General features: G+C 73.2%; 16 protein-coding genes. 6 read left to right on the top strand and 10 right to left on the bottom strand.

All coding sequences use genetic code 11. The features are described 5' to 3' along the window. Nucleotides 1-138: 138 nt before the first annotated feature. Nucleotides 139-1578, bottom strand: coding sequence for a protein kinase domain-containing protein (locus WME76_RS15965; protein ID WP_437960963.1), 1440 nt, complete (start codon nucleotides 1576-1578; stop codon nucleotides 139-141). A 175-nt stretch (nucleotides 1579-1753) separates the two neighbouring features. On the opposite strand from WME76_RS15965, the gene WME76_RS15960 reads away from it, so the two are divergent. Next, on the top strand, nucleotides 1754-2809 hold the full coding sequence (locus WME76_RS15960) for a hypothetical protein (RefSeq protein ID WP_437960962.1): 1056 nt from the start codon (nucleotides 1754-1756) through the stop codon (nucleotides 2807-2809). A 31-nt stretch (nucleotides 2810-2840) separates the two neighbouring features. On the opposite strand, the gene WME76_RS15955 is transcribed toward WME76_RS15960, so the two are convergent. Beyond that, the gene (locus WME76_RS15955) at nucleotides 2841-3419 is read right to left on the bottom strand and encodes a hypothetical protein (RefSeq protein WP_437960961.1); all 579 of its coding nucleotides are present in this window, start codon (nucleotides 3417-3419) and stop codon (nucleotides 2841-2843) included. A 128-nt stretch (nucleotides 3420-3547) separates the two neighbouring features. On the opposite strand from WME76_RS15955, the gene WME76_RS15950 reads away from it, so the two are divergent. Then, nucleotides 3548-4690 (top strand): M48 family metalloprotease, encoded by a 1143-nt coding sequence (locus WME76_RS15950; protein ID WP_437960960.1) that lies wholly within the window; start codon nucleotides 3548-3550, stop codon nucleotides 4688-4690. 115 nt (nucleotides 4691-4805) lie between these two features. Continuing rightward, nucleotides 4806-5135 carry an FKBP-type peptidyl-prolyl cis-trans isomerase gene (locus tag WME76_RS15945; protein ID WP_437960959.1) on the top strand — a complete coding sequence of 110 codons (330 nt, stop codon included), beginning with the start codon at nucleotides 4806-4808 and terminating at the stop codon, nucleotides 5133-5135. Between the two features lie 100 nt (nucleotides 5136-5235). Here the strand turns inward: WME76_RS15945 and WME76_RS15940 are convergent, their stop codons facing one another. Both WME76_RS15940 and WME76_RS15935 read right to left on the bottom strand, forming a co-directional pair. Next, a complete protein-coding gene (locus WME76_RS15940) occupies nucleotides 5236-6507 on the bottom strand; it encodes a Stp1/IreP family PP2C-type Ser/Thr phosphatase (RefSeq protein ID WP_437960958.1) in 1272 nt (423 codons plus the stop codon). A 53-nt stretch (nucleotides 6508-6560) separates the two neighbouring features. Beyond that, a complete protein-coding gene (locus WME76_RS15935) occupies nucleotides 6561-7373 on the bottom strand; it encodes a hypothetical protein (protein WP_437960957.1) in 813 nt (270 codons plus the stop codon). Nucleotides 7374-7728: 355 nt separating this feature from the next. Between WME76_RS15935 and WME76_RS15930 the strand changes: the two genes are divergently transcribed. Beyond that, nucleotides 7729-8937, top strand: a complete 1209-nt coding sequence (locus WME76_RS15930) for a sigma 54-interacting transcriptional regulator (protein WP_437960956.1) — start codon at nucleotides 7729-7731, stop codon at nucleotides 8935-8937. Nucleotides 8938-8979: 42 nt separating this feature from the next. Here the strand turns inward: WME76_RS15930 and WME76_RS15925 are convergent, their stop codons facing one another. The 3 genes from WME76_RS15925 to WME76_RS15915 form a co-directional block, all read right to left on the bottom strand. Then, nucleotides 8980-10374, bottom strand: coding sequence for a tetratricopeptide repeat protein (locus tag WME76_RS15925; protein ID WP_437960955.1), 1395 nt, complete (start codon nucleotides 10372-10374; stop codon nucleotides 8980-8982). A gap of 90 nt (nucleotides 10375-10464) precedes the next feature. After that, on the bottom strand, nucleotides 10465-11016 hold the full coding sequence (locus tag WME76_RS15920; RefSeq protein ID WP_437960954.1) for a hypothetical protein: 552 nt from the start codon (nucleotides 11014-11016) through the stop codon (nucleotides 10465-10467). Nucleotides 11017-11968: 952 nt separating this feature from the next. Then, nucleotides 11969-12385, bottom strand: coding sequence for a YbjN domain-containing protein (locus WME76_RS15915; protein WP_437960953.1), 417 nt, complete (start codon nucleotides 12383-12385; stop codon nucleotides 11969-11971). A gap of 102 nt (nucleotides 12386-12487) precedes the next feature. Between WME76_RS15915 and WME76_RS15910 the strand changes: the two genes are divergently transcribed. Then, nucleotides 12488-14422 carry an N-acetylmuramoyl-L-alanine amidase gene (locus WME76_RS15910; RefSeq protein ID WP_437960952.1) on the top strand — a complete coding sequence of 645 codons (1935 nt, stop codon included), beginning with the start codon at nucleotides 12488-12490 and terminating at the stop codon, nucleotides 14420-14422. A gap of 25 nt (nucleotides 14423-14447) precedes the next feature. On the opposite strand, the gene WME76_RS15905 is transcribed toward WME76_RS15910, so the two are convergent. Then, nucleotides 14448-15035 carry a response regulator gene (locus tag WME76_RS15905; protein ID WP_061609761.1) on the bottom strand — a complete coding sequence of 196 codons (588 nt, stop codon included), beginning with the start codon at nucleotides 15033-15035 and terminating at the stop codon, nucleotides 14448-14450. A 16-nt stretch (nucleotides 15036-15051) separates the two neighbouring features. Next, nucleotides 15052-16032, bottom strand: a complete 981-nt coding sequence (locus WME76_RS15900) for an NUDIX hydrolase (protein WP_433937003.1) — start codon at nucleotides 16030-16032, stop codon at nucleotides 15052-15054. 434 nt (nucleotides 16033-16466) lie between these two features. Between WME76_RS15900 and WME76_RS15895 the strand changes: the two genes are divergently transcribed. Further along, on the top strand, nucleotides 16467-16829 hold the full coding sequence (locus WME76_RS15895) for a TraR/DksA family transcriptional regulator (protein ID WP_061618333.1): 363 nt from the start codon (nucleotides 16467-16469) through the stop codon (nucleotides 16827-16829). A 129-nt stretch (nucleotides 16830-16958) separates the two neighbouring features. Here WME76_RS15895 and uvrA read toward each other — a convergent pair whose 3' ends face one another. After that, a complete protein-coding gene (gene uvrA / locus WME76_RS15890) occupies nucleotides 16959-19913 on the bottom strand; it encodes an excinuclease ABC subunit UvrA (RefSeq protein WP_437960951.1) in 2955 nt (984 codons plus the stop codon). Nucleotides 19914-20051 lie beyond the last annotated feature (138 nt).

Genomic DNA, 20051 nt, shown 5'->3' with positions numbered 1-20051 from the left:
TGATGGGGGTGCGCCGTCGGGCCCGCGAGGGGCCCGGCGAGGCGATTGACATCGGCCGTTCCGGGCAGCGACGCCGCTTACCCGGGGTCCTTTAGGGGAGTTTTTCCCGCGTGACAACGCATCTGCGCTCTCAGCCGTTCAACGCGCGGCAGCATCGGCCGCCCCGGCGTCCGGTGCGCCCGGCTCGTTGGTCTCCGGCGCGCCGATGTCGTCGGTCTCCGGCGTCCCCGCGTCCGCGGCCTCCTCGTGCTCCTCGTCCTCGGGGATCGCGACCGACGCGGGCCGGCTCGGGGCGCTGCCCGTCGCGCTCGCGCTCGGCTCCGCGCTGCCCGACGCGCGCGGCGCGTGCGCGGAGGTGTCCCCCGGCTCGTGCTTCGGCCGCGCGGGCCGCGCCGACGGCGCGACGCGCGGCCGCGGCGCCTCGGGCTCCGCCGTGGCCGAGGACGACGCGGTCGGCGCCGGCTCCGCGGGGGGCGCTTCGACCGGCGTGTCCGTCGAGCGCATCGCCGTGCGGACGAGCAGCATCGCCGTCGCCACGACAACGGCCGCGCCGAGCACGATCTGCCCCGTCTTCCGCTCGCGGGGCGGGAAGTCGTTGTCGAGCGGATCCGCGCGCAGCGCGCCCGGATCCGTGGCGAGCGCCGCGCTCGCGGCGACGGGCGGCTCCAGCGTGCGCCTCGGCATCTGGCTGGAGGCGGCCCACTCGAGGCTGTCGGCGAACGCGGCGCCGAACGCGTCGCAGCTCGGGTATCTCTCCTCGGGTCGCTTCGACAGGCCGCGCGCGAGCACCTGATCGAGCGACGGCGGTACGCCGATCTCCCGCGCGATCGGCGACGGCTCGTCGCTCGCGATCTTCGACGCGACCGAGACCGCGTCGTCGCCCGGGAACGCGCGCTTTCCGGAGATCGCCTCGTACATGACGGCGGCGAGCGAGAACTGATCGCTCTCGGGCGAGAACTTCCCGGCGCGGAACGTCTCCGGCGCGCTGTACGCGGGCGTCCCCATGAGCCCTCCCTGGTGCGTCAGCGTCGAGTCCGGGATGCGGGCGATGCCGAAGTCGGCGATCTTGCCGCCCTTCGCGGAGAGGATGATGTTCTCGGGCTTGATGTCGCGGTGAACGATCCCGGCCCGGTGCGCGATCGTGAGCGCCTCGCCGAGCTCGCGCGCGAGGCGCGCCGCCTGCGCCGCCGAGAGCGGGCGATCGAGGAGCTGCTGCTTCAGCGTCGGCCCCTCGACGTACTCGAAGACGAGGTAGAGCCCGAAGTCCGGATCCTCGCCGACGTCGTGGAGCGTGACGAGGTTCGGGTGCGTCACGCGGGCGGCGGCGCGCGCCTCGTGGCGCATCCTCACGACGAGCTGCTCGCGGACGTCGCGCGGGATGCGGAGATCGTCGCGCAGGTGCTTCAGCGCGACGTCGCGATCGAGCACCGGATCGTGCGCGAGCAGCACGCGCCCCATCGCCCCTTCGCCGAGCAGGCGCTGCACATGGTAGCGGCCGAGGGCGGCGGGCAGCGCGGCGCAGTCGCTCGGCGGTCCGAGCGCGCCGCGGCCGTCATCGGGGGACGAGGATCCAGGCACGTCGCGTCGTTTCTATCCGTCCGGCGGCCCCGGCGGAAGGCCTGGCCGGCGTCCAGCTTCCGGTTATGCTCTGCCGCGGCGCGCTCCGGGTCGACGAGCGGCGCTCGGGGTCTGCGGAGGCGGTTTCGCGGACCCGGGCGGCACGCGGTACCCCAGGGAGGCGCAGCGAGCAGAGATGAGCACCGAGAGCGCGTCCAAGCCGGCCCGGACTGCCGGACCTACCAAGAAGCGAGGCAAGGCCAAGTACATCGTGCTCCTCGGCCTCGTGTTCTCCATCGTCCTCGCCCAGCAGACCGGGCTCCTCGGCTTCGGCCTGGCGCACCTCCGCGCCGCCACGTTCCCGAAGGACGAATCCCTCCTCGAGTATGTCCACGGCAGCGCGCCCGGCGTGGTGATCGTCGACCCGCACCAGATCGATCTCAAGGCGCTCGGCGCGGAGGGCAGCCCGGTGCGGCAGCACGTCGAGCGCACCCGCGACGACATCAAGAAGGCGACGGGCATCGACCTCGGGTTCGACGTCGACAAGCTGATCCTCTCCCCGTCGCTCGTTGTCGCGCGCGGGCGGTTCGACGAGCAGAAGCTCGCGCAGCGCCTGGCGGAGCACAGCTACGTGCCGGCGGAGTACAAGGGCGTGAAGTACCTGCTCCGCGCCGGCGAGGATGCGATCGCGGTGCGCGACGGATCGATCCTGCTGTACGGCGCCGAGGCCGACCTCCGGGCGAGCATCGACGCCGAGGAGGCCGGCACGTCGCTGGCGAGCCGCGAGGAGGCCACGTCGCGCCTCGCGCACATCGGCTGGGATCGCCCCGTCCTCGGCGTCGCCCTGCTCTCCGACAGCAAGCCGAGCCTCCGCGCGATCCTCACGGGCTCGACGGGCCCGCGCGCCGTCACCTTCGGCGTCTCGACGAAGGGGGGGCTCTCCGCGACCGTCGCGATCGACGCCGCGTCGGGCGACGCGGCCGAGGAGCTCCGGAAGCTCTTCGAGGAGAAGCGCGCGAACGTCGATGCGCTGAAGGCGCTCGCCGGTCCGGAGGCCGGCGCAGGGCTCGCGGAGATCGCGAAGCGCGCGACGCTCGCCGTGGATCAGGGAGCGGGCCGGCTCACGGTCCAGGTGGACGTTCGCCCGGAGGAGCTCGACGTGCTGGCCAAGGCCGGCCAGAAGGCGGCCGGGTCGTTCGGGGAGGTGTACAAGAACGTGCGCCTGCTCCAGCTCCTCGCGCCGGGCCCGTGACGTCGTCGGTCCCGGCGCGGCGCGCGTCCGGCTAGCGCTCGGCGCAGCGCGGGCACTGCGCCTCGACCCGGTCGGTCGCGCTCTTCACCCGGGTGCGCGCGGCGTCGCACCGCTGGTCCGCGTCGCCGGCGAGCCCGCAGAGGTGCTGCGTGGCGCGGTCCATCGAGGCGAGCGCGCGGCACGCGGTCTCGCACGGCGTCGTGGTCACCTGCTCGGGCTCGGCCTTCTTGCTCGGGCGCGCTGCGTCGGCGGCCGTCGCCCGCGGCGCGCTCTCGGACGCCGTCGGCGGCGCCGGCGCGGACGAGGTCGCCGGCGCGGGCGGCGCCGCCGCCGGCGACGCGGACTCCTCGGCCCGGCCCTCGCCCTTGGCGGTGTCCGACAGCGCGCCGAGGACCCGGTCGAGCTCGCCTTCCGCGCGCTGCAGCGCCGCGAGCGCATCCTCGGCCGTCTCGGGGGGACCGTCCTCCTGCAACGGCGTGAAGTTTGCGCCGGCGGGCTCCGGCGCCATGGGCGCGGGCGCCTGCGCGGCGGCGCCGCCGCAGCCGGAGAGCGCGACGGCGCCGATCCACAGGGGGGCGGCTGCGACAGACCAAGCTCGGTGTCGGTTCATCGGTCCTCCAGCGCCTGACGCCCGGCGCGCGGCTTTCGGCTCATCGCCGCGCCGCGCAGCCCGCGCGTGACACACCTGCTCGCGGCGGGCGCAGGTTGACGTCCGCTCTGTGCGCTATGCTCGCGGCGATGAATCTGCTTCGACCGATCGGCGCACTCGTTCTGGCTCTCGGACTGATCGCAGGCTGTCAGCGGAGCAGCTCGCGCCGCCCTCCGTCACAGCCGTCGTACGGCCAGGGCTACCCGCCGTACGGCGCGCCTCCGCAGGGATATCCGCAGCAACCCGGCTACCCGCAGCAGCAGCCCGGCTACCCGCAGCAGCAGCCCGGCTACCCGCAGCAGCAGCCCGGCTACCCGCAGCAGCAGCCCGGGTATCCTCCCGCGCAGACCGGGCCCGCGCCGGCGCCCACCTTCAACCTGCCGACGGTGCCCGGGCTGCCGGTGCTGGGTGACCCCATCAACGACATCAACGTCGCCTGGCTGCAGTCCGAGGCCGGCGTCGTGATGGGCGCGCTGATCGGCGCGCTGCCGTCGGGCGCGCAGCAGAAGGTGAGGGGCATCCCGTTCATCGCCGATCCCACCGTGGGGGAGGTGAACGCGTTCGCCGGCTGCGACGACCAGCGGATGCCGTTCATGGCCATCACCGACGGGCTGCTCGAGATCCAGGCGCAGATCGCTCAGTTCAAGGCGACCGACGAGATCTTCGGGACGAGGAAGCTCGACGAGTTCCTGCGGATGCTCGCGCAGCGGCAGCGGCCCGGGCAGCCGATCCTCCGACCGCCGGCGGGCTTCATCGATCCGGCGCAGCACACCGACCCGCGCAAGGTCGACCGGCAGCGCCAGCTCTACCACGAGCAGCTCGCGTTCGTGCTCGGCCACGAGCTCGGCCACCACCACCTCGGGCACACCGGGTGCGCGAACGGGCAGGGAGGGAGCCGCGGCGTCACCCCCGCGGATCTCGGGCGCATGCTGTCGCGCGCGCTCCCCGTCTTCAACCAGCCGAACGAGATCGCGGCGGACGTCGCCGGCGTGAACAACCTGCTCAGCGCCGGCGTGCGGCGGCAGGGCTACCGGTGGACGGAGGGCGGCGCGATGCTCACGCTCGGCTTCTTCGCGTCGCTCGACCAGCTCACGCCCGCCGCGATCCTGTTCGCCTTCGAGCAGACGCACCCGCACCCGCTGCTGCGCCAGCCCGTCGTCCAGCAGACCGCCAACACCTGGCGGCTGACGGGCGGCGCGACGGGATTTCCGTTCCCCGGCCTCGGCGGCTGAGCCGCGGCTTTTCCGCGCCCACGCGCGCTCGCGTGCGCTCGCTTCGGGGGCGCGCGCTGCTTCGGCTTGACGCGACCGCGCGGCGCTCCTCCCATCGCGCCGAAAGGAGTCAACCATGCAAGAAGGGCTCGGGATCGAGGACGTCAAGGAAGGCACGGGCGCGGAGGCCAAGCACGGCCAGCTCGTGACGGTGCACTACGTCGGCACGCTGACCGACGGCAGCAAGTTCGACAGCTCGCGCGACCGCGGCCAGGGCTTCTCGTTCAAGCTCGGGGCCGGGCAGGTGATCAAGGGATGGGATCAGGGCGTCGCCGGGATGAAGATCGGCGGCGTCCGCAAGCTGACGATCCCGCCGGACCTCGGCTACGGCGCGCGCGGGTTCCCGCCCGTGATTCCGCCCAACTCGACCCTCCTCTTCGAGGTCGAGCTGCTCTCGGTCAAGTGATCGCGGCGTCGTCCCCGCGCGTTTGAGGATCGCTCGCGTCGCCGCGGAGGGCGGCGCGAGCGCGCGCAACGCCGGCCGCGGGCGCCGCGCGCGCCGCCGCTCACGGCTTGATGGGGGCGCCGCACTCCACGCAGAAGCGGTTGCCGATGAAGAGCTCGTGCTTGCAGTGCGCGCACCGCGCGACGCGCACCTCGGTCGGGCGCTTCGCCGGCTTCGCCGGCGGCGGGGCCTCCTTCACCGGGGCCCTCGACGCGGCCGCGACCGCGGCGTAGCGGCCCGACCCGGCGGCCGCCCGGGAGCGCCGGTCCGCGACCGGCACGGCGGCCATGCGCTGCGCCCTGCCCGCGGCGCCCTGGGCCTGGCTCCGCAGGCCGCTGTCCGCGATGGAGTGGACCTGCTGCGCCGCGATGCGCTCGCTGTCCGAAGATGCGGCCGCTTCGAGCTCGACCTCCTCGACAGCCAGTTGCCGCTCGCGGACGGACACCGCCGCCGGCGGGAGCGTCGCGCCGAGCTCGTCGATGCGATGGGGCCGGGTGTCCTCGAGCTCCGCGCCGTCGAGCTGCACGTCGTCGAGCGCCTCGAGCTGGATGCGGACGATCAGCGCCGAGATGTTGTCGGTCCCGCCGGCCTCGTTGGCCATCGCGATGAGCAGCTCGCAGGCCTCGTGCGGGTCCTGCGTGATGTCGAACACATCGAGGATCTGCTGCTCCGAGACCATCCCGCTCAGCCCGTCGGAGCAGAGCAGGAAAACGTCGCCGGGCTGGATGCGCTCGGAGCGGATGTCGACCTTCACGGCGTCCTTCATGCCGAGCGCGCGCGTGATGATGTTCTTGGGGAGCCTCGCCAGCTCGTCCTGGCTCAGGTCGGGCTTGAGGGCGAGGGCGTCGTTGATGAGCGAGTGGTCCTTCGTGAGCTGCTCGATCTCGCCCTGCCGGATCCGGTAGCAGCGGCTGTCGCCGACGTGGCCGACGTGGATCTGCTCCGTTTCGCACGACACGTAGGCGGCGACCACCGTCGAGCCCATGCCCTGGTGCTGGGTATAGGTGTTCGAGATGACGAACACATCGTGGTTCGCCTTGCGGATCGCGGCGACGACGCGCCGCGCTCCCGGGTCGAGCTCCTGCTCGTCGGCGGGGACGGGGCCGGGGAGGACGCCGGTCCGGGTCGCCTCGAAGAAGTTGTCGAGCGATCGGGTCGCGAGCGCGCTGGCGACGTTGCCCGCGTTGTGCCCGCCCATGCCGTCGGCCACGACGAAGAGGCCGAGCTCGGACTTCACGAGGACGTTGTCCTCGTTGTGCTTTCGCTGGCGTCCAACGTCGGTCACGGCAGCCGCGACGGGTCGGGTGCGGCTGCTCGTCCTGAACTCGCCCATTCGCGGCTGATTATACCTGCCCAGCCCTCCGGACCGCCCAGATTCCGGCTGCTCTACCGGTGGGCAGCCCCCCCGGGGCCCGCGGGTTGGCCGGCGATCCTCCGAGACGTACCGGCCGAGGCGGAGGGCGTACGCGTGCCCCTGGGCACGGGATCCAGCGCGAGACGCAGGCCGACCTGGAAGAATCCGTAGGCCGCGGCCCCGGAGCGCTCGCCCGGACGCGAGAGGTAGGTGCCGGCGTCGAGCTCGGTGAACACCCCGACGCCGAGGGGCGACACGGGGTAGAAATCGACGCCCAGGGCGATGCGGGCGACATCGAGCCCGTGGAACACATGGTCGGACGCTACCGGACCGGCTGCCGAATCCTCCGACCAGGTGAAGACACCCCTGCGGTAGCCCACGCCGTAGCTGATCCAGGGGTCGATCGCGAGGCCCTGGGCGACGTGGTAGACGAACCCGAGGCCCAGGTCGAGGCTCTGGCCGGAGCAGTCGTTGCACCCGCCGGGCGCGGAGAGCATGGCGAAGGAGCCGCTCGCTTCCAGGACGGTGACGCGGCTCAAGCCGAAGCCGACGTTGGCGCCGAACGCGAGCCCGCCCGAGACCTTCTCGCTGACCGGCTGGCCGGCGGCCATGCTGCCGAACGGTTGGCTGTAGCCGGCCCGCCCCTGGAGGAGGATGTGCCCGGTTCGTTCGTCCGGTCCGGCGGGGCGCTTCGCGCCGGCTTCCGGTCCGAGCTCCTCGTCTTCCTCGGCGGTCGTCGTCCCTGGATCTGCCGGCTGGGCCAGGGCCTGGTTGGCCGAGAGCACCCAGCCCACCGCCGCCACGCCGAGCGCCGGCGCGGTCCACCTTGTTGAGCGCGATCTCACGAACGGCCTCTAGAACAGCGCGGTCGCGAGCGCAAAGGGGGCGGCGGGTCCGCGACAAGGAATGTCGAAATGTCGGCCAGTCGAGGCGAGCGACGCAACTGCGCCCGGCGCCGCGACGACAGAGCTCGTGGATATGGACAACGCACCCCTCCTCCGCGAAGACGACAGCTCCCTGGCGGCATTTACGTCTGCTCACGGCGCCTCTGCGCCCTCCGCGCCGATCGCGGCGCTGCCCGAGCCGGATCTCGGCGGCATCCCAGGCGATTGGCCGGGCCCTGCTGCCCCTCTCGGCGAGGTCCCGCCGTTCCGGGACATCACGCACGAGCTCCTGGACGATCGCGAGGAGCTCGCCACGGTGTGGCTTCGCTGCGAGCACAGCACCGGCGGCGCCCGGGCGCACATCGCCGTCGCGCCGGGCGCCGAGCTCACCCTGGGGAGCGGTCCGGACGCGGACGTGAGGATCGGCGACGTCACGGTGAGCGCTCGCCACTGCCGGGTCGCGCACCGCGGCACGTCGATCGAGGTGACGGATCTCGGCTCGCGCAACGGCGTTCGCGTCGGCGGCGTGCGGGTGCGGCAGGCGGTGCTCGTCCCCGGCGGCTGCTTCGAGATCGGCCGCACGGCGATGTGGATCGAGGCGGCGCGGAAGGTGCCCGAGCTCGAGGAGGGGCCGCCGCTGCCGTCGCTCGTCGGCCGCTCGCGGCCCATGCGCCAGCTCGCTGCGGCAGTGCGGCGGGTGGCGCCGCTCCAGCTCCCCGTGCTCCTGCGCGGCGAGTCGGGCACGGGCAAGGACCTGGTCGCCCGGGCGATCCACGCGGAGAGCCCGCGGGCCAATCGGCCGTTCGTGGTCCTGAACGCCGCCACCATCCTGCGCGAGCTCGCCGAGTCCGAGCTGTTCGGTCACCGGCGGGGCGCGTTCACCGGCGCATCACGCGATCGGCGGGGCGCGTTCGTCGAGGCCAACGAGGGCACGCTCTTCCTCGACGAGATCGCGTCGCTCTCGCTGGAGGTCCAGGCGAAGCTGCTGCGCGTCGTGGAGGAGGGGGTGGTGCGCCCGCTCGGATCGGAGGGGCCGACGCCGGTGAACGTGCGCCTCATCGTCGCGACCTGCGAGCCGCTGGAGACCCTCGTCGCCGAGCGCCGCTTCCGCGTGGATCTCTACGAGCGGCTCGCGGTGTGCCGCATCCAGCTCCCCGCGCTGCGCGAGCGGCCCGACGACATCCCGCTCCTGGCCGAGCACCTGCTGGCGAGCTCCGAGGTCGGTCTGCGCCCGCTCTCGCCCGGGGCGCTCGTCGCGCTGAGGGCGCACCGCTGGCAAGGCAACGTCCGGGAGCTACGAAACGTGCTCATTCAGGCCGCGCTCCGCGCGAAGGGCCGTGTGTTGCCCGAGCACGTCACCGCCGTCATCGCCGAGCGCGAGCCCCCGCCGCGCCGGAAGGTCTCGCCGGCCGACGCGCTCCGCGCGTTCGAGGAGGTGGGCCGCAACATCAGCGCCGCCGCGCGCCTCGCGGAGATCCCGCGCTCGACGATGCGGGATCTGCTCCGCGCTGCGAAGGAGCGGTGAGCTCGGCGCCGCGGCGGCGCGCGTCGCCGGCGCTCCGCGGAGCTAGAACGTCCCGGCGACGCTGAGGGAGGCCTGGCCGGGCGCCACGAGCGGCGCGATCCGGGTGACGCGAGGGCCAGCGGCCGCGGTCTTCTGCTCGCTCGGGTACCAATCGATCATCGCGTACGTCGCGGTGCCGACGACCCCGACGCCGAGGAGGACCCAGCCCGTGATGGCCCAGGGGAGCGCGCCATCGTAGCTGTCGAGCTCCTCTCGGAGGCTCCCGCATGCGTTCTCGAAGCCCGGGAGGTCGCCCGAGGGATCCTCGCGCCGGCCGCAGGGCTGGGCCCGGCGATTGGCGGGGATCGTGCTCTCGTTCCTCGCGACGAACGCCTTGATCTCGTTCCCGACGTCCTCGGCGTTGCCGCTCGCGTTGGTCGTGATGGCCGTGCCGACGATCCCCATCACCAGGCCGACGCCCGCGACGCCGGTCCCCACCCAGGCGAGCGGCTTGCGCTTGTACCAGTGGAAGAACGGCTCGCGACCGCCGGAGGCCTGATCCGGGCCCATCGAGCCCATCGTGTTGCTCGTCGAGAGCGTGAACCCGCCGGACGTCGTCGGGGCCACGGGCGTTGCGCTCGGCGCCGTCGCGCCGGCGGGCGTCGTGCCTGGCGCCGTCGTGCCGGGCGCGGCCGCGCCGGGCGCCGCCGTGCCGGGGGCCGGCTGCGCGCTGCCCGCCGCCGGTGGCTGCGCGGGGGTCGGCGTCGCCGTACCCGGCAAGGTCGACGTCGGCGCACCGGGCGGCGCAGCCGGGCCGGGCGTCGGCGCGCCGGCGACCGGCGCGGGGGCGGCGCCGGTGGTTCCCAGGGTGAGCGTCGCCGGTGTGGCCGCGCCGATCTTCGCGTCCACCTGGGTGGTCGCCGACCGATCCTGGTACGTCGCGAACAGGGTGTGCTTGCCCGGGGTCACGAACACCGGATCGGGCAGCGGCGCCTTGCCGATGAGGACGCCGTCGATGCTGATATCCGCGCCGTTCGCGTCGGCGACCACGACGATGAACCCGGTTCTCCTCTTCACGTCGGCGATCGCCTTCTCCGCGGCGGCGCGTTGCTCCGGGGTCGCGGCGGTGTGCTCGCGCAGGAACTGCTGGAGGTGGTTGCCGGCGTCCTCCAGGTGATTCGAGCGAAGCTCACTCTGCCCGAGGTTCAGCAGCACCGCCGGGTGTCGCTTGAGCGTGTAGACCTGACGAAACGCGGTGCGCGCGTCCTCGAAGCGACCCGCGTCATACGCCTGGACGCCGTCCTCGTAGCGCTGGCGCGCGACCTCCGTGACGGCATCGGACGACTGCGCGAAGCTCGACGGCTCGCTGAGAAGGGAGGAGGTGAGCCCGGCCTCGGTGAGCAGCGCAGGCGCGATGAACGAGAGCAGGAGGACAGGGGCGCAGGCGCGTGTTTTCATGGCTCCTCAGGTCGGGCTTCGCCTCGTTGGCGCCCGCGGAAGGTGACGACTGCAGCAAGCCTCGCTGCCGAGGCGGTGAACCGGAGCGCTTCAGAACGGCGCATCGCGGATGATGCCGCCGCTCTTGGTGCCGCCGGTCGAGCTCGTTCCACGCTGGGTCGGCGCCTCGGGCGCAGGCTTCTTCGCAGAGGTCGTCGCCTTCGGCGCAGGCGTCGGCGTCGCGGGCGTCGTGGGCGTCGCGCCGGCCCTGGACGGCGGGGCGGCGGAGGAGGCCGGCGTCGCCGCGGGAGCCGGAGGGCTCGCCGGCGCCGAGGCGCTCGGCGCCGGCGTGGTCGCGGCGCCGTCGCCCGCGGCGGCGGGCGAGCTGACGGCGGTGGCCTGCGAGGTGGCGACCGGGGCGGCGGCGGGCGTCGCGGGCGGCGCCTCCACGGCAGGCGGCGTCTCCGCCGCAGGCGACGCCGGCGTCGGGCTGCGATCGGCGCCCGCGTCGTCGCGGCCTGGGGCGAGGACGGCGCGGCCAACGAAGAACAGGAAGGCCGCGCCCACGACCGCGATACCGAGCCGCAGCGCCGTCTTGTTCGGCCCGGACACGGGGAGCTCGATCGGATCGTGGTCCTCCGTGCGGACAGCGGACGTGGCCACGGCGTCGGCGCTCCCCGCCGCCGGCTGCCCGGCGCGCGAGCGCGTGCGCGTCGCCCGCGTCGACCGCGGTTCCTCCACGGGAGGCGGGGAAGGGGCAGGCGTTGGGGCCACCCGCGGCTCGGCGGCCGTCGCGACGGCCACGGCATCCGGCTCGGCGACCCGTCCGCCGGCTAACGCGTCTGACGCCGCGGGCCGCGCGTCGGCCAAGGCATCCGGCTCACCGACTCCCACGCGCGTTTTTCCGGCGGGAGCGGGATATTCGCCCCGCTTCCCCGCGCCGGCCTCGGGCGCACCCGCAGCGACAGCGCTCGCTGCGCTGCCCGCGTCCTCGGGGCGCGCGAGCGGCTGAGGTGAACGCTCGCCGGGCTGCTCATCGCCGCTGCCCGATCCTCCGGCGCCTCGGGATCCGGCCTCCGGTGCGGGAGATGCCTGCGGGTCCTCTCCGACGGCGATGGTCGGAACGCCGTCGATCACGGTGTCCGACACAGCGGACGCGCCCGCCGGGGGTGCTTCGCGCACGGCCGCAGCAGGTGCCACCGCGGTCGCCGCCGATGCCGCGGCAGCCGCCGCCGGTGCAGCCGGGGAAGGCGCCGTCGCGGCCTCACGCCTCGGCTCGGCGGCTTCTGCGGGGACTGCCGCCGCCGGGGCCGCCGGCTGCGCCGCTGCGGGGGTGCCGGCCTCCGTTCCGGGGGCGCTGCCGCGCGCCTCTCCCCGGCCGAACGGCAGCTCGTCGAACGCCTCCCAGGATGGCCGGATCGACGACGCGATCCGCTCGGCTTCCTCCGCAGAGAGGGAGCGTTCTTCAGGTTCCGCGGTCGTCGGTCGCTCCCCCGCAGTCATCGCGCCAAGAACTTACCACCCGCGTCAGCCGCACCGCAATCTCGCGACCGATCCGCCCACCGCCAGCCCCCCACGTGAGGGGCCCGGGCGCTCCAGGCACGCGTCGAGCGGCTCATCCGCCGCGGATCTCCCGCAGCAGCGCGTCATCCCAGGTGTCGGCGACCTGGCTCACCGTCGTGATGATATCCTCGAACTCTTCGTACTCGAGCGCGCTGAGCCTCCGCAGGCAGCGCACCACGACCTCGTTGCGCGACCTGTCGATCGCGAAGGCCGCGTCCGAGGTGGCGATGAAGCTGAGCTCCAGGAGCCGACGGTAGAAGGCCTCGCGCCCGGTCAGGGGCACGGCCATGATGGGAGAGAACACCATCAGGACGCCCTGCGCCTCCAGCACGTTGACGCCGATCGTCGCGCTCCCGTGCTGGAGCTGCGCGTACCCCGTCTCGTCGAGCGCGTTCGCGCCCGCGCCGCCCGGCGACCCGGCACCGCCCCGAGAGCTCGCGGCGTACCGGGCGAGATACGCGTTGACCATGCTCGTCGCGTCGGCAAACCTCTCCCCCGACGCGCGGTCCGCGTAGAGGGGTGCTGTGGATGAAGTGGGCGTGAGGTCGGGCACGTGAAACCTCCGGGACGTATGGCCGTTCTCTCGTCGCGCAGGGCTGACAGCGCCGACCCGGCGAGTCGGCGGCACACCAGCCCAGCGCAGCCCCATCGTAACGCCCTGGCGTTCGCGAGGATCACGCTTTTTGCGGCGATCGCGCGCGCGCTCGGGTGCAGCGCCGAGGGCGGCGCGCCCGCCGCGCCCGCCGCGCCTTCCGACGAGCAACGCGCCGTCGCGCTGCTCGATCCAGGCGCGCGGCTCCCACCCCGCGCCGAGACGATCGCCCTCGCCGATGCGGTCGCCATCGCGTCGTCGCGCGCCGGGGCGTCGGCGCAGGCGGCCTCGCTGGCGGAGCTCGCCGGCGATCTTCGCGTGCGCCTCTTCCGCCTCGATCAGGCGGCCACCGACGCGCGCGAGGCGATGGAGCTCTACGCCGCGGCGGCGACCGCCTTCCGCGCCTCGGCCGAGCCGGCCCACGTCGAGCGCGCGTGCCAGGCCGAGCGCCGCCGCGCGTTGCTCGCCGGCGAGCTCGCCCGCGACGCGGCCGCCGCGTACCGCGAGCTCTACCTGGTCTCGCGGCGCTACGCGGCCCTCGCCCCGCCCGCGCCGTCCGGCGGCGCGCCGCCCTCGCGCTCGCCGTGCCTCGGCGCGATCGCGGTCGCGCTCGCGCAGGCGGCCGCGTACCGGCCCAGCGGCGAGGCGCTGCGCGCGCTGGAGCAGGAGGGACACCGCGTCGAGGGCATCGCGCTCGCGCTCGCGCAGGGGTCCGCGACCGCCTCCTCCGTCGCGCCGGCGAGCGCCGCGAGCGCGCCGCCCGTGCAGGTGACGACCGCCGACGCCGGCGGCGGCGATCTGGTCGTCGCCCCCCGGGCGTCCGCGCCCTCCGGTCCGGTGAAGATCACCGGGATCGAGCGGCACGGCTCGGACAAGGGCGCGCGCGTCGTGGTCGAGCTCTCCGGGCCGACGACGTTCGACGTGGGCACGCTCCCCGCGGACGAGAGCGCCGGCAAGGACGCCCGCGTCTTCGTCGACATCGCGGGGGCGACGTCGCGCGGCGTCGCGCGGGAGATCGAGGTGGGCGGCGTCCTGCGGCGGGTGCGCGTCGGCGTGCAGCCGAAGGGCACGCGCGTCGTCCTCGATCTCGCCCCCGACCTGTACCGCCGGGTCTTCTACCTGCCCGAGCCGTTCCGCATCGTCATCGACGTGAGCACCCGCCCGCCCGTGCGCGACGACGAGCGCAAGGCCGGCGGCGCGCGCGAGGTCCGGCGCGTCGCGATCGATCCGGGGCACGGCGGCAACGACACCGGCGCGGTCGGTCCCACCGGCCTGAAGGAGAAGGATGTCACGCTCGACGTCGCCCACCGCGTCGCCCCGCTCCTCGCGCGCGAGCTCAAGATCGAGACGCTCCTCACCCGCGACAGCGACGTCTACGTCCCGCTAGAGCTCCGCACCGCGCGCGCCAACGCGTTCCACGCGGACCTGTTCGTCTCGATCCACTGCAACGCGAGCGACAACGGCCGCGCGCGCGGCGTCCAGACCTTCTCGCTCGCGCCGTCGCGCGACGCCGAGGCGCCGTCGGCGAAGCTCGCGGCGCGCGAGAACGCCCCCCGCGCCGCCAGGGCAGGGCAGGGCGTCGACCCCGTCGATCCCGACGCCCGCCTCGAGGTGGAGGCGATCCTGTCGAACCTCAACGTCGGCGACATGGCGGCCCGCTCGCGCCACTTCGCCGAGCTCCTCCAGCGGTCGTCGCTCGCCTCGCTCGCGCCCCGCTACCCCGACACGAAGGATCAGGGCGTGAAGGGCGCGGGCTTCTTCGTCCTCGCGGGCGCCGACATGCCTGCCGCCCTGTTCGAGACCGCGTTCATCTCGAACCCCGAGGACGAGGCCCGCCTCGCCACCGCTGATTTCCGGCAGAAGATGGCGGACGCCATCGTGAACGCGATCCGCGCCTACCGCGAGGGCAAGTGAGGGGCGCCGCCGCCCCCCGCGCGGCTCAGCCTCGCTCGAGGCCCATGAGCCGCTCGAGCGAGTCGCGCAGCTCGCCGGCCTCGCCCTTCTTGATGAAGTCGTAGGCGCCGGCCTCGGTCGCGTTCTTCTTCATCTCTTCGTGGTTCGAGTACACGATACAGCGGATGTGCGAGGTCGCGTCGATCGACCGGAGGCGCTCCAGGCAGCGCACCCCGTCGAGGCCCGGCATCATGACGTCCAGGATGAGCGCGTCGGGCTGCAGGTTGCCCACCGCGACGAGCGCGTCGAACGGATCCTGGAAGGTCGTCAGGTCGAACCTCCGCGAGAGGGTCTTGCGGAGCGCGGCGAGGACGGCGGGGTCGTCGTCGACCACGACGACCTTCGGCTTGCCCATCCGGAGGATCTCCGGGATCGGGTAGCCGTACTTTCGGAGGAAATCGAGCACGTCCAGCCGCCGGAAGCGGAGGTGCCGTCCGGGCGTGCGGAAGTGGCGGATCTCCCCCTTGTCCGCCCAGTTGTGGATGGTCTTGAGGTCCACCTGGCAAAAGCGCGCGACGTCGCTCGCGGTGAACAGCTCGGGCTGCGTCGTGTTCTCTTTCGGGTTCGTTTCCATGGCTCACTCCTCGAGATCAGGCGTCGCCGGTACGGAGGGGGCATTCGTCCGGGGGGCTTCGAGACTGGTCGGCACGGGTGGATCCGGGCTCTCGTTCCTGTTTGATGTGGATCGGGGATCCACGCGCGCAGGGCTCTTCGGCGACGAAGCGGCCGTTGCGCAGGACATAACGGGTCGGGCCCTCGGCGCGCCGCTCGCGCGCCTCGTGCGAGGGGTCTCCCGGCAGCGCCAGGTACGGCGGCTCGACCCCATCGCCCGGGACGAAGCGCGGGCAGATCGGCAGGAGCGACTGGCGCTCCGCCAGCGCCACGGCGCTGCGCACGTCCGCGGCCGCGGACAGCAGCTCGAGCGTGCGTGAAGTCGGCGGGGCGAGAAATATCTCGCCACGCTCGGCGCGCTCCAGGACCGCGGGCGGCGCGGCCCAGAAGCTCATCGTCGTCTCGTACCCGTCGTGTCGCCCGACCTGGCCGCGCGGCAGCGGCAGCAGGAAGAAGCGCGCGTCGAAGCGGCGCGGCTCGGCGAGGGGCGTGATCCAGCGTGCCCATGGGACGAGCGCCTCGAGAGCGAGCTTCAGGCCACGCCGATCGAGGGCCGCGTCGAGCGACGTCCCGGCGGCAAGCTCCCGCCCGACCGCGTCGATCTCGTCGCCGGACAGCGGCAGGTCGGTCGGCAGGATCGCCCCTTCCTCCAGCGTCTCGCGGCACGCCGCCACGCACAGCGCCCGCGCCGGCGCCTCCTCCGTCGCGAACGCCGCGGCGCGCGCCGGCGGCTCGGTCGCCCGATCCCTCCAGACTTCCGCGCCGTCCTGCGCGTCCACCTTCCCACCTGGGAACACCACGGCGCCCCCCATGAAGCTCGAGCTCGCGTGGCGGCGCACGCAGAACACCTCGAGCCCAGCGCGACCGTCACGGAGGACGATCACCGTGGCGGCGTCGCGAGGTCGTACCGGGTTTCGGTTCTGATCAAAATCCAGCAATCTAGGATAAATTTGTTCCACGTGAGCTGTCTTTCGTCAAACCGTCCTCTGCGTCTCTTTTCCGGCGTGCTCTGCGGTGAGCATGCCTGTTTGAGGCCAAAGCGGCCGCCCTTTCCGGCTGCTCGGGGGCTTCCCGTAGACGCTTTCCAATCTCTCCCGACGCCGATGCCGCGGCGCGCGATCGGTCTCGGCCGTGCGCTTGTGATGACGAGTCGTGTGGTGTTCGCCGCGTATCACGGGCGAACTCTGCCTTTGACGGAGGCGTCGTTGACGGGCTCGGCGCTCACGCCTAGAATTCCGCGCCTCGCATTTTCGGGAGGCTGTCTGGCCTCTCCGGACATGTCGCGGAGCCGAAAGCCCCGTTCCAGCAGCCGGGGGTCAGCGCCCCGCGGCTTGCATGCGCCAGGGAGCTTAAGACGGCAGCGCCGCACGGCGCATTCGACGCGAGAGGACCTATGAACAAGGCCCAGCTGAAAAAGTTCAAGACCCTGCTTGAGACGAAGCGCGACGAGATCATCAAGAAGGCCAAGCAGACGCTGACCGAAGACATGATGCTCGACGCGAACGATCTCCCGGACGAGATGGATCTCGCCTCGAGCGAGTACCTGCAGTCGTTCACGTTCCGCCTCCGGGGCCGCGAGAAATCGTTCCTCGACAAGATCCAGAGGGCGCTCGTGAAGATCGAGGACGGCTCGTTCGGCAAGTGCGAGGAGTGCGAGGAGGAGATCTCGGCGAAGCGCCTCGAGGCGCGCCCCGAGACGAGCCTCTGCATCCGCTGCAAAGAGGATCAGGAGAGGGTCGAGAAGGATTACGGCTGACGCCGCGCCGCGCGGGGAGGCCGCCGGAGCGGCGGCCGCCAGCGCGCGAGAGGGTCTCCGCGTCGTACGGGCGTGCGCTCCCGCCTCCGGTCCATGTCGTGCGGACCGGGCGGGGCCACGCCCGTCGTGTTATTTGCGAGCCGCTGTGCGGCCGCGCGGCGGCTGCGGGCTGCGGCGCTTGGCCGCCGCGAGCACCTCGCGCAGGTACGCGCCGGTGAACGACGCCTCCTCCTGCGCCACCTCCTCCGGGGTGCCCGCGGCCACGACGGTGCCGCCGCGCTCGCCGCCCTCGGGTCCGAGGTCGATCACCCAGTCGCTGCAGGCGATCACGTCGAGGTTGTGCTCGATCACGAGGACGGTGTTCCCGGCGTCGCGCAGGCTCATGAGGCTCGCGGTGAGCACCTCGATGTCCGAGAAGTGCAGGCCCGTCGTCGGCTCGTCGAGCACGTAGAGCGTGCGGCCGGTGGCCTTGCGCGCGAGCTCGCGCGCGAGCTTCACGCGCTGCGCCTCGCCGCCCGAGAGCGTCGTCGCGGGCTGGCCCAGCGTGATGTAGCCGAGGCCCACCCGCGCGAGCGCGGCGAGCCGCTCCCGCACGCGGGGGAGCGCCTCGAACTGCTCGATCGCCTGCTCGACCGTGAGGTCGAGCGCGTCGGCGATCGACATCCCGCGGTAGAGCACCTCGAGCGTCTCGCGGTTGTACCTGCGGCCGCCGCACGTCTCGCAGGTGACGAAGATGTCGGGCAGGAAGTGCATCTCGATCCGGAGCACCCCGTCGCCCTGGCAGGCCTCGCAGCGGCCGCCCTTCACGTTGAACGAGAAGCGGCCCGCCTTGTACCCGCGCGTCCTCGCCTCCGGGAGGCCCGCGTAGAGCTCGCGCAGCAGCCCGAAGACCCCCGTGTACGTCGCCGGGTTCGACCGCGGGGTGCGGCCGATCGGGGCCTGATCGATCGAGATCACCTTGTCGATGTGCGAGAGGCCCTCGATCCCGTCGCACGCGCCGATCGGGGCGGAGCTCCGGTAGAGCTCGTTCTTCGCGGCCGGCAGCAGCGTGTCGACGATGAGGCTCGACTTGCCCGAGCCGGACACGCCGGTGACCGTGCAGAACAGGCCGACGGGGATGTCCGCCGTCACGTTGCGGAGGTTGTGCGCCCGCGCGCCGGCCACGCGGATGAAGCGCTCGTCGGGGCGCCGGCGCTTCGTCGGGATCGCGAGCTGCTTCTTCCCGCTGAGGTACGGGCCGGTGATCGACGCGGGATCGGCGCTCAGCTCCTCGGGCGTACCCTGCGCCACCACGTTGCCGCCGTGCACGCCCGCGCCCGGGCCCATGTCCACGACGTGGTCGGCCGCGAGGATCGCGTCGCGGTCGTGCTCGACGACGACCACGGTGTTCCCGAGGTCCACGAGCCGGCGGAGCGCCTCGAGCAGGCGCGTGTTGTCGCGCGCGTGCAGGCCGACCGAGGGCTCGTCGAGCACGTAGAGCACGCCGACGAGCGCCGCTCCGATCTGCGTCGCGAGGCGGATGCGCTGCCCCTCGCCGCCGGACAGGGTCTGCGCGGAGCGGTCCAGCGTGAGGTAGTCGAGCCCGACGTCGATGAGGAAGCCGAGGCGAGCGATCACCGCCCGGAGCAGCGGCTCGGCGATCGCGCGCTCGCGCGGCGCGAGGCCGCCGTCGACCGACGCCTCGCCCGCCGCGCCGCCGGCCCGCGGCGCCCCGTCCCTCGGCGGCATGAGCTCCTCGAGGAAGACGCGCAGCGTGCGCAGCGGCAGGGTGCCGACGTCTGCGATGTTGCGGTCGCCGAGCCGCACGGCGAGCGCCTCCGGGCGCAGGCGCTTGCCGTCGCAGGCGTCGCAGACCCGCGTGATGACGAAGCGGCCGATCTCGTCGGAGAGCGCGGCGCTGTCCTCGTCGGGATCGGCCTCCTCCTCGTCGTCGAGGGCGGGCTCGCCCGCGCTGAGCAGGCGCTCGAGCCGCGGGATGATCCCTTCGTACGCGGCCTTCTTCTTCCCCCGGCCGCCCCCTGGCTCGCTCCCCTCGAGGATCGCCTGCCGCACGGCCGCCGGCAGCTTTGCCCACGGGACGTCGGGATCGCAGCCGAGCGCGGTCACGGCCCGGTCGGTCTCCGCGGCGAGCGAGAGCGATCCGCGGCGGCCCCAGGCCACCACGGCGCCCTCGCGGAGCGTGCGCCGCGGGTCGGGGACGACGCGGTCCGGGTCGATGCGGGTCCGCGCGCCGATGCCGTCGCAGGCCGGGCAGGCGCCGTGGGGGCCGTTGAAGGAGAACATCCGCGGCTCGATCGGCGGCAGCGAGATGCCGCAGTCGATGCAGGCGAAGCGCTCGCTCATCCAGAGCGGCTCGATCTTCATGCCCTCGCTCGAGATGTCGACGAGCAGCCGGCCCTCGCCCAGCTTGAGGGCGAGCTCGACCGAGTCGGTGAGCCGGCCCTTGATGCCCTCCTTGACCACGATCCGGTCCACGACCACGTCGAGGTCGTGGGCGCGCGTCCGGTCGAGGACGATCTCGTCGCCGAGGTCGACGATCTCGCCGTCGATGCGCGCGCGCACGAAGCCCTCGCGGCGCAGCCGCTCGATGTCGAGCTTCAGCTCGCCGCGGCGACCCCGCGCGATGGGCGCCATGATCGTGACCCGGGTCTTGTCCCCGAAGTCGAGGATACGGTCGACGATCTGCTGTACGGTCTGCGCCTCGATCCGCTTGCCGCAGGCGGGGCAGTGCGGGGTGCCGACCCGCGCGAAGAGCAGCCGGAGGTAATCCGAGATCTCCGTCACGGTGCCGACGGTCGAGCGCGGGCTCTTCGCCAGCGCGCGCTGCTCGATGGCAATCGCGGGCGAGAGGCCCTCGATCGACTCCACGTCGGGCTTGGAGAGCTGCTCGAGGAACTGCCGCGCGTAGGCGGAGAGCGACTCGACGTAGCGGCGCTGCCCCTCCGCGTAGATGGTGTCGAACGCCAGGGACGATTTGCCCGAGCCGCTCGGGCCGGTGATCACCACCAGGCGGTCGCGCGGAAGCGACACGCTGACGTTCTTGAGGTTGTGCTGCCGAGCGCCTCGAACGACCAGTCGATCCATAGGGGGAACCGGAGAGCTATCACACACGGAAGCGGGCGTGGCGGCGCTCCTGCTCGCCGCGCGACGCTCCCCGGCGCTCCTTGCTCGGGGCACGCCACACCCGGCGCGCCGTGGCGCGCCGCGGCGGGCAAGGTCTTC

Origin of the sequence: Sorangium sp. So ce119 (assembly GCF_051524405.1) — a bacterium.
Taxonomy (GTDB): Bacteria; Myxococcota_A; Polyangia; order Polyangiales; family Polyangiaceae; genus Sorangium; species Sorangium cellulosum_G.
The sequence above is the reverse complement of the archived record's forward strand: the minus strand, read 5'-3'. Positions and strand labels throughout refer to the sequence as shown.